14 protein-coding genes are annotated in these 13145 nt (G+C 56.5%); 2 read left to right on the forward strand and 12 right to left on the reverse strand.

The annotated features are described in order from the left end of the window. The first annotated feature begins 5 nt into the window (after positions 1-5). Both QMG27_RS05400 and QMG27_RS05405 read left to right on the forward strand, forming a co-directional pair. Positions 6-260 (forward strand): MoaD/ThiS family protein, encoded by a 255-nt coding sequence (locus QMG27_RS05400; protein ID WP_281814036.1) that lies wholly within the window; start codon positions 6-8, stop codon positions 258-260. A 19-nt stretch (positions 261-279) separates the two neighbouring features. Next, positions 280-597, forward strand: coding sequence for a hypothetical protein (locus QMG27_RS05405; protein WP_281814039.1), 318 nt, complete (start codon positions 280-282; stop codon positions 595-597). Here QMG27_RS05405 and QMG27_RS05410 read toward each other — a convergent pair. Genes QMG27_RS05410 through QMG27_RS05465 form a run of 12 tightly spaced genes read right to left on the reverse strand, consistent with a single transcriptional unit; the run spans position 594 to position 13128 of the window. Then, on the reverse strand, positions 594-1544 hold the full coding sequence (locus tag QMG27_RS05410) for a cyanophycinase (protein ID WP_281814041.1): 951 nt from the start codon (positions 1542-1544) through the stop codon (positions 594-596). The genes QMG27_RS05405 and QMG27_RS05410 overlap by 4 nt on opposite strands. Positions 1545-1557: 13 nt before the next feature. Then, positions 1558-2184, reverse strand: coding sequence for a ParA family protein (locus tag QMG27_RS05415; protein ID WP_281814043.1), 627 nt, complete (start codon positions 2182-2184; stop codon positions 1558-1560). Positions 2185-2194: 10 nt separating this feature from the next. Then, the gene (locus QMG27_RS05420) at positions 2195-3358 is read right to left on the reverse strand and encodes a pyridoxal phosphate-dependent aminotransferase (protein WP_281814045.1); all 1164 of its coding nucleotides are present in this window, start codon (positions 3356-3358) and stop codon (positions 2195-2197) included. Positions 3359-3366: 8 nt separating this feature from the next. Continuing rightward, complete coding sequence (locus tag QMG27_RS05425; RefSeq protein ID WP_281814047.1) at positions 3367-4308, reverse strand: CysB family HTH-type transcriptional regulator; 942 nt, start codon at positions 4306-4308, stop codon at positions 3367-3369. Between the two features lie 58 nt (positions 4309-4366). After that, entirely contained in the window at positions 4367-5374 is a 1008-nt protein-coding gene (locus tag QMG27_RS05430; RefSeq protein WP_281814051.1) for an NAD-dependent epimerase, read from the reverse strand. Between the two features lie 31 nt (positions 5375-5405). Further along, entirely contained in the window at positions 5406-6092 is a 687-nt protein-coding gene (locus tag QMG27_RS05435; RefSeq protein ID WP_281814053.1) for a phosphatase PAP2 family protein, read from the reverse strand. Next, positions 6089-7627, reverse strand: coding sequence for a glycosyltransferase family 39 protein (locus QMG27_RS05440; protein WP_281814056.1), 1539 nt, complete (start codon positions 7625-7627; stop codon positions 6089-6091). Before QMG27_RS05440 ends, QMG27_RS05435 begins: the two co-directional genes overlap by 4 nt. After that, positions 7624-9186 carry a glycosyltransferase family 39 protein gene (locus QMG27_RS05445; protein ID WP_281814058.1) on the reverse strand — a complete coding sequence of 521 codons (1563 nt, stop codon included), beginning with the start codon at positions 9184-9186 and terminating at the stop codon, positions 7624-7626. The genes QMG27_RS05440 and QMG27_RS05445 overlap by 4 nt, the downstream gene beginning before the upstream one ends. After that, positions 9183-10196 (reverse strand): glycosyltransferase family 2 protein, encoded by a 1014-nt coding sequence (locus QMG27_RS05450; protein WP_281814060.1) that lies wholly within the window; start codon positions 10194-10196, stop codon positions 9183-9185. Before QMG27_RS05450 ends, QMG27_RS05445 begins: the two co-directional genes overlap by 4 nt. A 12-nt stretch (positions 10197-10208) precedes the next feature. Next, positions 10209-11138 (reverse strand): lysylphosphatidylglycerol synthase domain-containing protein, encoded by a 930-nt coding sequence (locus tag QMG27_RS05455; protein WP_281814061.1) that lies wholly within the window; start codon positions 11136-11138, stop codon positions 10209-10211. Further along, a complete protein-coding gene (locus QMG27_RS05460) occupies positions 11135-11938 on the reverse strand; it encodes a phosphatase PAP2 family protein (RefSeq protein ID WP_281814063.1) in 804 nt (267 codons plus the stop codon). The genes QMG27_RS05455 and QMG27_RS05460 overlap by 4 nt, the downstream gene beginning before the upstream one ends. Before the next feature lie 23 nt (positions 11939-11961). Continuing rightward, on the reverse strand, positions 11962-13128 hold the full coding sequence (locus QMG27_RS05465) for a nucleotide sugar dehydrogenase (RefSeq protein ID WP_281814065.1): 1167 nt from the start codon (positions 13126-13128) through the stop codon (positions 11962-11964). Positions 13129-13145 lie beyond the last annotated feature (17 nt).

The following is a 13145-nucleotide window of genomic DNA, read 5'->3' on the forward strand; positions in this document are numbered from 1 at the left end:
GTGCTATGCGAATCACACTCAAACTCTTTGCCACCCTGACCGACTATTTGCCAGCGCACGCGCGTGTGGGCAACCAGATGGAGTTGGAGGTGGCTGAGACCGATACGATCCTCGATATCTTGGCGCCTTTTGCTTTGCCGCCCCAGCTGGTGCATTTGGTCTTGGTCAATGGCCACTACATTGCCCCAGAAGTTCGTGGCAGCACTTGCTTGAAAGAGGCCGACGCCTTGGCAATTTGGCCGCCCATTGCAGGCGGCTAGTTCATCTCATTCACACAAGATGCAATCGCATTACGCCGCGCAGTTCGTTCGCGAGATGGGCTGTACGCATCAAGAGTGGCTGAAGTGGCTCGATGCGGCCCTAGTTGCGCATGTGTGGCACTGTGAAGCAACGCAAGCCCATGTCCACATTCCAAATGAGTCATCTTCAACAGAGGGCATCTTGCATTTGCAATGGCAGGTGTTGCCGGAGCGACGTATCGCGCTGTTGCGTATGCCTAGGCTAGAGGTTCACTATCGCTTTGATGATGTTGATGAGACTGTGCGCACACGATTCATGCGGCGCCTCGATTTGTTCATGCAGCGCGGTGGTGGCTAACCACGCATAGGGCCAGGTTTAGCCAGTTGTTCAAGGGCATCGCCAAACGGTGAGCTGGGCTTACGTGCTTTGGTCAAAGGCGGCAGGACATAGCGCCTACCTGCGGGCAACACATGCAGCTGCAACCCCAACATTTCTAATTTGTCGCCGTCTTCAATGGCCTCGCGATTGGTGCGTGCTCGGCGAGGGTCGACCAAGGTCACAGAGCCTTTGCCCGCAATTTCGATGGACTGATTGGGTTCAATGATCAGGGCTGTGTCTTCGTCAATGCCTACCCCTAAAAGATCCGGACGTTGGGCAATGGCTGAGAGCAGGCGACTCAAGCGGTGACGTTGTGAAAAATGTTGGTCAACAATGGCGTTGGCCACAAAGCCTAGACCAATGTCAGTGGATACGGTGTCTTTTTGTGGCGCTGCGGTGGGCGTGCCTTGTGCCAGCATGTGGCGCGACATGACGGCAGCCCCAGCACTGGTACCAGCGACACAGGCACCGTTGACAAAGAATGCGCGGTGCAGGGCCTGAAATGCGGGCGACTCCCACAAGCAAGCCATGAGCCGTGTTTGGTCCCCCCCGGTGATGAAGATGCCATCCGCATTGGCAATTTGGCTGATCACGTTAGGCTTGGATGCATCTTCGCGCGTCAGCATGGGCACGACCTCGCAGTCGAGTGCACCTAAATCTCTGAACACAGCTTGGTAGCTGGCCCATACCGCATCGGGCACACCGCTGGCTGCCGTGATGAAACGAATCTTTGCCGTTGGACCGCCACTGAGCTCTAAGAATTTGCGCAAAATGATTCGATCTTGCTGGCGATCCTCTGCACCGCCAATGATGACCAGATGGCCTGATTTTTTGGCGTTTTGTGTCAGTGTTTGCGCTGCTAAATGCAAAGGCAGTGCGGTGCATACCACGGTACCCAAGAGCAAACGACGAGAGAGGAGGGGCATCACTTTGTATGCCTCAGTCTTGGTCGAGCCATTTGCAAATAGGTTGCCATTGCTCTAAGTCTTTGGCGACTTTGGATGGCGTGATGTCAAACAAGGACAAACCATGCGCAGCCATGTGCAAGTAGTACTGCGTGTCGCGTAAATAGCTCAGCACTTGCACGTCAAGCGACTCGACAAATTGACGCAGGTTCGATGCAGAGATGGTGCGTGCATCCACACGGTTACCAATGACGCGTACGTCGGTAGGCAAGCCTTGAGTGATGCTGACGAGTTGGAGCAAAAAGTTTTGTGTGGCTTGCATGTCAAACAAACTGGGCATAACAGGCACGATGACTTTGTCTGCCCGAAGAATGACTTCTTTGAGTCGCCAACCGCTGATGCCACCGGGCGTATCAATCACCACATGCGTTGTGCCTTGTGGCGGTTTGGCGGTGAGAACCAAATCGGCTTCGTATTCCCATGTGGAAATTTTGGGAAGCACCTCGGGGCGTTGTGTGAGCCAGAGCTTGGACGACTGTTGAGTGTCGGCATCGCCGAGCATGACGGTGTGCCCTTGGCTGGCAAAGTAGCCCGCGATGTTGGTGGACAAGGTGGATTTGCCAGCGCCCCCTTTGGGGTTAGCAACAACAATAACTTTCATAGGTTTGCGTTCACAGGCGAGCCAAGCGGCTCAGCGCTAGTTTTAATGTTTCATCTTTTTTGGCAAAGCAAAAGCGCACCACACGTTGGTCAAAACCATCGGCGTAAAAAGCTGACAAAGGAATGGCAGCCACGCCAATTTCAGTGGTGAGCCATTTGCAGAAGTCGGCTTCGCTCAGGTCTTTTTCGGGTACGCCCAATTTGTCGATGCGTACGCACTGAAAGTAGCTGCCCTCTGAGGGCAACAACTCAAACTTGGTGTTGGCCAAGCCTTGGCGAAACAGGTCGCGTTTGGCGGCGTAAAACGCCGGCAGTTGCAAATAAGGCTGCGGGTCTTTGAGGAACGCCGCCAAGCCGTGTTGCACAGGCGTGTTGACCGTAAACACATTGAACTGATGCACCTTGCGGAACTCGGCGCTGTACGCCGCAGGCGCAGCCACATAGCCAATTTTCCAGCCGGTGACGTGGAAGGTTTTGCCAAAGCTCGACACGATGAACGCACGCTCGGCCAAACCGGGGAAGCTGGAGGCGCTTAAGTGTTGCAGCGGCGCGTAGACCATGTGCTCGTACACCTCGTCGCTGATGAGCACGATGTTGGTGGGCGCGAGCAGTTCTTGCAGCTTGAGCATTTCCTCGCGCGTCCACACGGTGGCGCTGGGGTTGTGCGGGCTGTTGACGATGATGGCGCGGGTCTTGGGGGTGATGGCCGCCGCAATTTTGTCGAAGTCAGGTCGGAATGTGCCGGGGGTGAGTGGCACGCGCACGGCCACGCCGCCCGCCATGTCGATGTTGGGGATGTAGCTGTCGTAGCAGGGCTCGAGCACGATCACCTCATCACCCGCACGCACCACAGCCAGGATGATGCTGAGGATGGCTTGTGTCGCACCCGCGGTGATGGTGATTTCGTTGGTGGGGTCGTAGCGGTGCTGGTAGAGCGACTCAATCTTGTCGGCCACGGCTTCGCGCAGCGCAGGCACACCCGTCATGGGCGGGTATTGGTTGAGTCCATGGGTCATGGCGTCGTTCACGCAGGCGACGAGCTTGGGGTCGCAATCAAAGTCGGGGAAGCCTTGGCCGAGGTTGACGGCATTTTTTTCGGTGGCCAATGCCGACATGACCGTGAAAATGGTGGTGCCGATTTTGGGGAACTTGGTGTCGAGGTGCGGTGTGGTCATCACAGGGCTCACATATTGAAGTCAGTGGGGTGGCCATCGAGGGCCTTCATGATGAGGTTGCGGTCGAGGCGATCGCTTAAGAGCGCGGCAAAGTCATACACAAAGTGGCGAATGTAGGCGCTGCGTTTGAACGCAATACGCGCCACGTTTTTGCCAAAGAGTTGCGAAGCGGGGCGAGCGACCAGGTCGTCATCCAAGCCATCTTTCACGGCCATTTCGGCCACGATGCCCACACCCAAACCTAAGCGCACATAGGTCTTGATCACGTCAGAGTCAATGGCTTCCAGCGCGATGCGCGGCGTCAGGTTCTTGGCGGCAAAGGCTTTGTCAATGCGGGTGCGGCCTGTGAAGGATGGGTGGTAGGTGATGATGGGTTCAGCCGCCAAGTCTTCGAGTGTGATGCGCACTTTGCCCGCGAGCGGGTGTGATTTGGGGATCACCAACATGTGTTCCCACTCGTAACACGGCAGTGTGACGAGTTCGGGGTATTCAGAAAGCGACTCGGTCGCAATGCCAATCTCGGCCACTTCGTCCATCACCATTTGTGCCACTTGGGCAGGCGCACCTTGGTGCAGGCTGATGTTCACATTAGGGTAGGTTTCGCGCAGCTTAGCCACGGGAACGGGCAACACGTAGCGGGCTTGGGTATGGGTGGTGGCGATGGACAGGGTGCCGCTGTCCTCGGCGCTGAACTGTTCGCCAATGCGTTTGAGATTACCCACTTCGCGCAAGATGACTTCGATGCTGCGCAGCACGTGTTGGCCTGGCTCAGTCACGCGCTTCAAGCGTTTACCGTGGCGCGAGAAGATTTCGATGCCAAGCTCTTCTTCCAACTCAATGATGGCTTTAGATACGCCCGGCTGCGAGGTGTGAAGCGACTTGGCCACCTCGGTGAGGTTGAGGTTGCGACGGACGGCTTCTTGGACGAAACGGAACTGATGTAGGTTCATGGCGTGGCTTTGTGATTTGCCGCGTCATTATGCCTTGATCATCTAACTAATCGTTTCTTTATGCTTTGTAATAGTCGCGATACCACGCCACAAATTTGGCAATGCCAGTGCTCAGGGGGGTAGCCGGCGTAAAGCCGATGTGCGCGTCCAGTTCAGAGGTGTCGGCAAAAGTCGCGGTCACATCGCCCGGTTGCGCGGGTTTCATGATTTTGTTGGCTTGCACGCCCACGGCCTGTTCAATGGTGTGGACAAAGTCCATGAGTTGCACGGGGTCCGAGTTGCCGATGTTGAACACACGATAAGGGGCCCAGCTCTCTGCGCAACCCGGCTCTTGACCTTTGGCAAACGTTTGCGCCACGGGGGGGCGGTCGAGCACGCGCAGGGTAGATTCCACGATGTCGTCCACATAGGTGAAGTCGCGCATTTGTTGACCGTGGTTGTATATCTCGATCGGTTGCCCTTTGATGATGGCATCTGCGAATTTAAAGGGGGCCATGTCAGGGCGTCCCCAAGGCCCATACACCGTGAAGAAACGCAAGCCTGTGGTGGGCGTGCCGTACAAGTGGCTGTAGGTGTGCGCCATCAACTCATTGGCGCGCTTGGTGGCAGCATACAGGCTGACAGGGTGGTCAACGGGATCCGTCTCTTTGAAAGGCAGTTTTTCGTTGCCGCCATACACACTAGAGCTGCTGGCATACGTCAGATGCTTGACTTGCCAGTGGCGAGACCATTCAAGAATGTTCAAGAAGGCGACCAAGTTGGATTGCGCATACACATGGGGGTGGTCGATGGAGTAGCGCACGCCAGGCTGTGCAGCGAGGTGAAGAATGGCATCGGGACGCCAAGTACCCAGCTGGTTCTCAATGGCTGCCATATTGACCAGGTCTTCTTCGATGAAGCGAAAGTTGGGCTTGTCCAGCAATTGCTGCATGCGCGCATGCTTGAGCTTGAGGTCGTAATAGGGGGTGAAGTTGTCAATGCCAACCACCTCGTCGCCGCGGGCGAGGAGTCGTTGCGCTGCATGCATGCCGATGAAGCCGGCACAACCAGTGAGAAGTACTTTCATGCGGCGATTGTCCCGCAAAAACTGGTGCGGATCAGTGCTGTACTTTGAGTCTGCGACGAGCCCGCCATCGGACATAAATCCAGCGGGTAGACCATGCGCAGCCCCACAGCAATAAGCCGCCAAACAGCACATCGCCTAAAAAGTGCCCGCCTTGGGCCATGCGAATGAGCCCCAGCATCAAGCCTGTTGTCCAGCCAATGGCCAACCAGAGTCGGCGTGTGCGTGTGGTGGCAAGTGCACCAACGCCCATGAGTACAAATCCTGTGCCTGCATGACCGCTCATGAATGAGCAATTGCGCTCGCAGCCCGAGCTAGGAACCAAGGGGGATGTGTAGGTTTCGGTGCCACTGAGCGCGCTGACTTGGCTTGGGCGCGCGCGACCCCAGTGGTCTTTGAACCCCGCGTGCATGATGAGCCAGAGCCCGACGATGAGGCAGGCGGTCAAGGCGAGGGCTTTGCGTTGGGTGGCGGGCGATATGAAACGTCGGCCCGCCACCCACACCAGCAAGCTGCACATCAGCATGGCGCGTCCCACCCAAGGCACACTCATGTGCCAAGTGCTCACCCAAGACCATTGGTCAGCGATGAACCCTTGTGCAGGTGTGTAAAACCAGCGAGCGACTGCTAAATCCAGCGTTGGAAACGCCGAGTAAACCGCGATGCAGATCAGACTCAAAGCCAGCCAGAGGCGCACCTCGTGGCGCTGAGGACGTGTCATGGCTTGCTGCCTTGTGTTTCAAGCAGCCAGGCTTGCAGCGTCACACGGCCCGATTGCGCTTCGCCCAGTTGGCGAGCCTGAGGGTAACGCTTGAGCAAAAGTGGATGCGGTGCATTGGGGTTGAGCCACACCACAGCTTTGGCATCGGCATTCGCGGGCCAGGGCTGTTTCCATTCAAAGTGGTGGTGCACGCTGCCATCGCTGTTCCACGCATAGAGCTTGGGTTCGAGTGCGCGGAGGCTGTATGCCGCTTGCACCAAGGTGCTGCGATCGCCTGTCAACCACGGAAGTTCGCGGTAGGGTGCAAGCGCGGGTTCAAGGGCGTGCAATGACTCATCCCAACCGCGCATGCGACCCCAGATATCCCACTTGGATTGGTTGGCTTGGGTTTGCACACCGACCCATTGCTTGATGTCGCCCCCCGTGGCAATCAATCCGCTGAGCGCAACACCTGTGAGGCACGCCAAGACGAAACGTTTCAGTGAAAGCTCTTGCGTATTGGCCCAATGCGCCAACCACAAGCACACGCCCAATGCCATGGGCACAGACCAGTTGATGAGGGCTTTGGAGTTGAGCGCTTGAATCAGTCCGAGGCCCAAAATTGGCAGTGCAAAAGCTGCAGCATAGGTGCGTACAGACCACATGACCCCCGCATGGTGACTGGTGCTCATGGGTGCAGAGGTGCCAGAGCGTTGTTTTCGCCAAAGCCAAAAACACATCAACCACACGCTTGGCCCCAGGATCAGCAGTTGTCCCAGAGAGAATTCAAGACCAGAGGCCAACACACGGCGCCAACCGCCTGCACCGTGGGCCACGGTCGAGCCTGTTTCTTGGACGGTGATTTCTAATGTGTGTTGGGCTGTAGGCCAGTGGTTCGTGATGTTCCATGCCAGGTGTGGCAACAACACCAGCACGGCGACTGCGCTGGCAAGCAGGCCGCCTAAAAAGACGGAACGACGTTGTGTCGAGGGTGCAGCAATCAAGAGCCACAGGGCAGAAATGCCCAAAGCCAAGGCGCTGTACTTTGACAGCACGCCCAGCCCTAAGCACAAGCCACAGGCGATCCACCACCCAATGGCGCGAGCGCCAGATGCATGAGCGGCTAGCCAAAGTGTGACCATGCACAGAGCCCAGCACAAGGTCAGCGGCGCATCCGTGGTCACGCTCAAGCCCAATAAGCCTGAAATTAATGTGGCTGAAAACATACCGCCAGCATAGATGGCTGTGCGCATGCCGCTCATGCGGTAGGCCAACCAGCCCAGCACCCAGGCACTGAGAATCCAGCACGTCATGGCCAAGGCTTTGACGCCTAACAGTGAATTGCCAAACACAGCCGTTGATGCGGTGATGAGTGCAACAAGTACCGGAGGCTTCGAGAAATAACCCCATTGCAGGTCACGCGACCACAACCAATACTGGGCTTCATCCACATGCAAGCCAGCACCGCTGAGTGTGAATTCAAACATCCTCAGGCCCAGCAAGGCCAGTGACAACATCACAAGGATGGCAAGCAGGGTAGGTGTGGGACGGTTCATGGCAAAGGCTTGAGTAGCAACAGTCCGCGATGGCTGTGGGCTGTTTCATACCGGTTCATGGGCAGGCCTTCGACGCGGTCGTGGCGCACGATGACCCAATCGCTGGCTGTGGGTGGTTGTTGTGTGGTGGGCGTGCCGAGGTAAAAAGCAAAGCTGGGCTGGTGCATGCGCCACTGCACGATGCGTGCTTCGGGGTGATGTTGGCGTGCCCAAGTAGCGACCTCTTGGAAAGGTGCTTGAAGGACTTGGCCCAGCCAAGGAATCACGATGCCGATCCAGAGCATGCTGACCAACCAAACGCAGGTCATCAACCGCGCCCATGCGTCCCCACGACGGGTGATGGCAAGCACCGCACCGACCAAGGCCACACCCGCAGCGGCGACTTGAACTATCCAGCTATCAGGTGCACTCGCCAGCAAGGGCTGCACCCAGGTGTCTTTGACAGTGGTGGCGCCCCAAGCCACGATGTGTGGCACAGCAAATGCCAAAGCACAGGTCAGTCCCGTGCAAATCCACAGCAAGGCTTGCCAAGCCGCAGACGCTGGGTTTTTGACAGACTGAGCCACGATCAGCAACACCAAAGGTGTGAGGCCGTACAGCATGTAATGGGGCAGCTTGGTTCCAGAGAGCGAGAAAAATCCTAGTACGAACAGTACCCAGACCCACAAAAAGCGTTGCAAAGGATCGGTCCATTGCGTGCGCACACTGCCTAACAAACGCACGCACCAAGGTGACCACGGCAAGAGCAGCAACGGCAACACCATCACGTAGTACAGCGGATTGCCACCGTGTCCCTCTAGCGTGCCGGTGAAGCGCTCGACGTTGTGCTTCAAAAAGAAGCCTTGCACAAATGCCATTTCATGGCGGTGGAGGGCATAGACGTACCAAGGTAGGGCGATGACCAGCAACAGCAGCCAACCTTTGGGTTCCCAAAGGGCGTTCAAGGCGGTACGACCACGGTCGCTGACCAAAGACCAGATCAACAGGGTGACGCCAGGAATGAGCACAGCCACAGGCCCTTTGGTAAGCAAGCCTAACCCACACCACACATAAGCCCAGCGCAGTGCCGTGCGAGAGCCGTTGGAGGTAAAGGTCCATAAACATAAGCTCGTGGCAATGAGCAAAGCGTTGAGCATCCCATCTGCGGTGGCTGCACGGCCAATGGCGAGCAAACCCAAGCTAGAACCCAGCATGAAGGCGGCGCGTTGGCCTGCGGCTTGGCCCCATTGCTGTGCTGCAAACCGCCAGACACCAAAGGTGGCCACGAGTATTGCTAACGCAGAAGGTAAGCGTGCCACCCAGTCGTGAGCGCCGAACACAGTCATCAGCGCGGCTTGGCACCAATAAATGAAGATGGGTTTATCAAAACGGTCTGCGCCATTGAGCGTGGTGTGCCCCCAATCGCCAGACACTAGCATTTCACGAGAAGCCTCAGCGAAAGCCCCTTCGTCCACATCAAATAACGGTGCCCCTGCGAGGCGAACCAAATACAGGCTCAGCAGAGCGATGGCGACCCAGCTCGCGCTGGTCCAGCGAAAGGGCTTGCCAAGCTGGGTCATGCTTGTGCGTGATGCCAGCCGTCGTTTGGCGCGGGCGTGTCGTTGCGCATCACGTGGTACGAGCGCGCACCACTTTGGTCAAAGTAGCTGCGCATCAAGATTTCGGCCAGCACGCCAGTGGTCAGCATTTGCACACCTGCCAATAACGAGAAAAAGCCAAGCCAAAGCAAGGGGCGGCCACCGACTTGTTCGCCAAACAATTTGAGAAGCCCCAAGTACGACAAGATCAAGCTACCCAAGGCGGAGAACACCAAACCAATGCCGCCAAAGAAGTGACCAGGGCGTGTGCCAAAGCGCAAGAAGAAGTACATCGCCAACAGGTCAACGATCACGCGGAAGGTGCGCGAAATGCCGTATTTGGATTCGCCCAACACGCGTGCATGGTGGCGCACTGGCTCTTCGGCCATGCGACGGGGTGAGGTGACGGTAGCCAGCCACGCTGGAATGAAACGGTGCATTTCGCCATACAAGCGAACCTTGCGCAGCACTTCACCGCGAAAGGCTTTGAGGCTGCAGCCCAAGTCTTTGAAATCCAAGCCCGAGACTTTGCGAATCAAGGTGTTGGCAATCATGGAGGGAAATTTGCGCAAGATGAAGCCATCTTGGCGTTTTTGGCGCCAACCGGCCACCATGTCGAGGTCTTCGTTGAGCAAGCGCGCCACGAGTTTGGGGATGTCGCGTGGGTCGTTTTGCAAATCACCGTCCATGGTGACGATCACATCACCACGTGCCGCATCAATACCGGCTTGCATGGCTGCGGTTTGTTTGAAGTTGCGGCGCAGTTCGACCACGCGGATGTGTGGGCCAATTTCTTTGGCGCGTTTGAGCAACGCGGTCACAGTGTTGTCAGAGCTGCCATCATCGACCAAGATCATTTCCCAGGGCATGGGGTAGTGCTTCAGCGCGTCTTGCACCGCATCGATTTGCAAAGGTGCATTCTCTTGCTCGTTGTACATCGGGACAACGACAGACAAGGTGTGCTGTGGCATGTGTGTGATGGGGTCTGACATGATGTGAAAACCTTATTGAGAAAATGTGGCTTGGGCCCCGTCAAGGCGATGCAACGGTTTTTGGCTCCAACCCAGGATACGTGCCACAGTGGCTGAACCTACGGTGACCGCCAATGCAAGCAAATGCACGGCCAAGGCTGTGGCTGCGATGTCTTGCCAAGGCAGTGAGGACGTCCATTGGATGCCAAAAATAACACCGCCTTCATAGGGTCCAAACCCTGCTGGAGGCTGCAAGGGAAGTGTAGCGGCGAGCTCGCCCCCTACGGATCCGTGCAAAGCGGTTCGAAAATCGATGGGCAGCATGATCCAAAGTGGCCAAGCGATGGCGCATGCTTTGAGAATCCAGTTCGAAATGGCGTAAATCCAGCTTTCCCAAGCAGGGGGCGGTGCTTGAAAAGGTTCAGCGCCTTCTTTGCGAGACATGCGGTACATCAGCCATTTCCAGCTCAGCGGCAGTATCCACATAGCCAATGCCATCATCACCACGGAGAGTGCGAGGCTGATTTCGATAGAAAACGGGGCAAATAAGGCTACGGACAAGCCGCCCAGTACTGCCATGTCTTGAATGCGCAGGCGTAGTAAGCTGATGCTGGCTTCACGCAGCGAAATGCCGCCTTGACGGTGCAACACCCACACATAAATGGCCTCGCCACCGCGCATGGGCACGAGTACAACCCAAGAGCTGTGTCGAACCATCAATCCCCAAGCTTCTCGCCAACCCATGTTTAAGGTGTCGCGCCACTCAGCACGCACGCGACCCGCTCGTAGAAGATGGCTGGCGGCTAGACCAATGGCGCTGATGAGCCAGATGTACACAGGTACACGTTCCCATGCGCTGATCGCAGCGGGCCAGTCGACCGCGCGCAGCATCCAAGCCATGATCGCGATGGCAATGAGTGTGACGCCGATGGATGCCCACAATTTTTTGGGTGATTTTTTCATGCGGTGTTTTCGGGTGCGGCTAGAGAACGCCAACTGTGAATGCGCCACATGATGCTAAAAATCGCAATGCCGCCGAGCGCACCTTGCCAAATCAAAGCCAATGGCATGCCTTCGTTGATCGTGAAGGCCGCTAGGGCGCCAAGGCCTTCAACCAAAACGGCAAGCCATGGGAAAGCATGTGCGCTGTGGCGAGGCCATGCAAAAGGGAAGCGCCAGGCGAACCAACCCACCATCAAGCCTAAACCCGAGCCGACCAAGACATCTGCAGGCCAATGTGCGCCGACAGCGATGCGCGAGACAGCGATGAACAACACCGTCGCCCATGACAGCCACTCAAGCCAGCGTGAAAGCTGTTGCGAACGAATCAAGCAAACCCAAAGGGTGCCCATAGAAAGCGCCGCAATCGCATGACCGGATGGCATGGAGTGATGGTTGATGACAGGGTTACCTATGAAGTGCAACACATCCAAAGGCAATACGGCACCAGGTCTAGGAAAGCTGAGCAAGGGTTTGAGTGTGTGTGTCACGATGCCACCGATGACAAAAGCGGTGAGCACGATGCGTGCCCCCAAATCGCCACGATGCATGATGCTGACCAGAATCAGAACAGCCCATCCCAAGCCAGACACCGTGATGCATGACCATAGTGTGTCGGGCAGTTGCCCAGCCGCGTGATTCAGCGCAAGCATCAGGCTTGGATGCCAGTCAGCCCCTTGGGTGAAAACGCCCGTCGCAATGAGGAGTGTCGCCACCACGAACCAAAGACGTGCGTTAGGTGGCGACGACAAAGTGGCTTGCATGCGGTATAGGAGGGGGCGTCGCGTCAGTCGCTGCCAAACAGATCACGCGTGTAGACCTTGTCTGCCACATCATTGAGCTCTGCTGTTTGACGGTTGGCCACGATCACATCACATTGCGATTTGAAGGCGGCGAGATCATGGGTGACCTCGGATTTGAAAAATTCAGCCTCTGTGAGTAAGGGCTCGTACACAACAACACGCACACCCTTGGCCTTGAGTCGTTTCATCACCCCTTGAATGCTGCTGGCGCGGAAGTTATCGCTGCCGGCTTTCATGATGAGACGGAAAATGCCCACCGTGGTGGGTTGGCGACGCAGGATGTCATCGGCAATGAAGTCTTTGCGTGTGCTGTTGGCACTGACGATGGCACCAATCAAGGTTTGCGGGACATCGCTGTAGTTGGCCAACAGTTGCTTGGTGTCTTTGGGCAGGCAATAGCCACCATAACCAAAGCTTGGGTTGTTGTAGTGGCTGCCAATGCGTGGATCGAGGCAAACCCCGTCAATGATTTGGCGTGTGTCCAATTTGTGCGAGGCTGCGTAGCTGTCGAGTTCGTTGAAGTAGGCCACGCGCAAGGCCAAGTAGGTGTTGGCAAACAGTTTGATGGCCTCAGCTTCCGTGCTGCCGGTAAAGAGCACTTGTACGTCTGGTTTGAGAGAGGCCTCTTGCAACAAGCCAGCGAACACACGAGCTCGTTCTGATACTTCACCCACCACAATGCGGCTTGGGTATAGGTTGTCGTGCAAGGCCTTGCCTTCGCGCAAAAATTCAGGGCTGAAGATGATTTGATCGGTGCCTAGGTCGGTTCGCGTTTTTTCGGTGAAACCCACAGGGACGGTGGACTTGATCACCATCACTGCTTTGGGCGCAATGCGTTTGACATCGGCGACAACAGATTCAACAGAGCGGGTGTTGAAGTAGTTGGTCTGGGGGTCGTAATCGGTGGGGGTGGCAATGATCACGTAGTCAGCGCCCGTGTAGGCTTCGACGGGATCGAGCGTGGCGCGCAAATTCAGTGTTTTTTCAGCCAAATAGGCTTCTATGTCGCGGTCATCGATGGGGGAGTGACGCGCATTGATCGCATTGACGCGTTGATCTGAGATGTCGAGTGCGACAACTTCGTGACGCTGTGCTAGTAAAACTGCGTTGGATAAGCCGACATAACCCGTGCCTGCAATGGCGATTTTCATAAGTTTTCACGCGATCA

Source organism: Limnohabitans sp. MORI2 (assembly GCF_027925025.1).
GTDB lineage: Bacteria > Pseudomonadota > Gammaproteobacteria > Burkholderiales > Burkholderiaceae_C > Limnohabitans.

Bases quoted from the DNA above. Each gene is read 5' to 3' on its own strand.
- QMG27_RS05400 (WP_281814036.1), top strand. From the start codon at position 6: ATGCGAATCACACTCAAACTCTTTGCCACCCTGACCGACTATTTGCCA.
- QMG27_RS05405 (WP_281814039.1), top strand. From the start codon at position 280: ATGCAATCGCATTACGCCGCGCAGTTCGTTCGCGAGATGGGCTGTACG.
- QMG27_RS05410 (WP_281814041.1), bottom strand. From the start codon at position 1,544: ATGCCCCTCCTCTCTCGTCGTTTGCTCTTGGGTACCGTGGTATGCACC.
- QMG27_RS05415 (WP_281814043.1), bottom strand. From the start codon at position 2,184: ATGAAAGTTATTGTTGTTGCTAACCCCAAAGGGGGCGCTGGCAAATCC.
- QMG27_RS05420 (WP_281814045.1), bottom strand. From the start codon at position 3,358: ATGACCACACCGCACCTCGACACCAAGTTCCCCAAAATCGGCACCACC.
- QMG27_RS05425 (WP_281814047.1), bottom strand. From the start codon at position 4,308: ATGAACCTACATCAGTTCCGTTTCGTCCAAGAAGCCGTCCGTCGCAAC.
- QMG27_RS05430 (WP_281814051.1), bottom strand. From the start codon at position 5,374: ATGAAAGTACTTCTCACTGGTTGTGCCGGCTTCATCGGCATGCATGCA.
- QMG27_RS05435 (WP_281814053.1), bottom strand. From the start codon at position 6,092: ATGACACGTCCTCAGCGCCACGAGGTGCGCCTCTGGCTGGCTTTGAGT.
- QMG27_RS05440 (WP_281814056.1), bottom strand. From the start codon at position 7,627: ATGAACCGTCCCACACCTACCCTGCTTGCCATCCTTGTGATGTTGTCA.
- QMG27_RS05445 (WP_281814058.1), bottom strand. From the start codon at position 9,186: ATGACCCAGCTTGGCAAGCCCTTTCGCTGGACCAGCGCGAGCTGGGTC.
- QMG27_RS05450 (WP_281814060.1), bottom strand. From the start codon at position 10,196: ATGTCAGACCCCATCACACACATGCCACAGCACACCTTGTCTGTCGTT.
- QMG27_RS05455 (WP_281814061.1), bottom strand. From the start codon at position 11,138: ATGAAAAAATCACCCAAAAAATTGTGGGCATCCATCGGCGTCACACTC.
- QMG27_RS05460 (WP_281814063.1), bottom strand. From the start codon at position 11,938: ATGCAAGCCACTTTGTCGTCGCCACCTAACGCACGTCTTTGGTTCGTG.
- QMG27_RS05465 (WP_281814065.1), bottom strand. From the start codon at position 13,128: ATGAAAATCGCCATTGCAGGCACGGGTTATGTCGGCTTATCCAACGCA.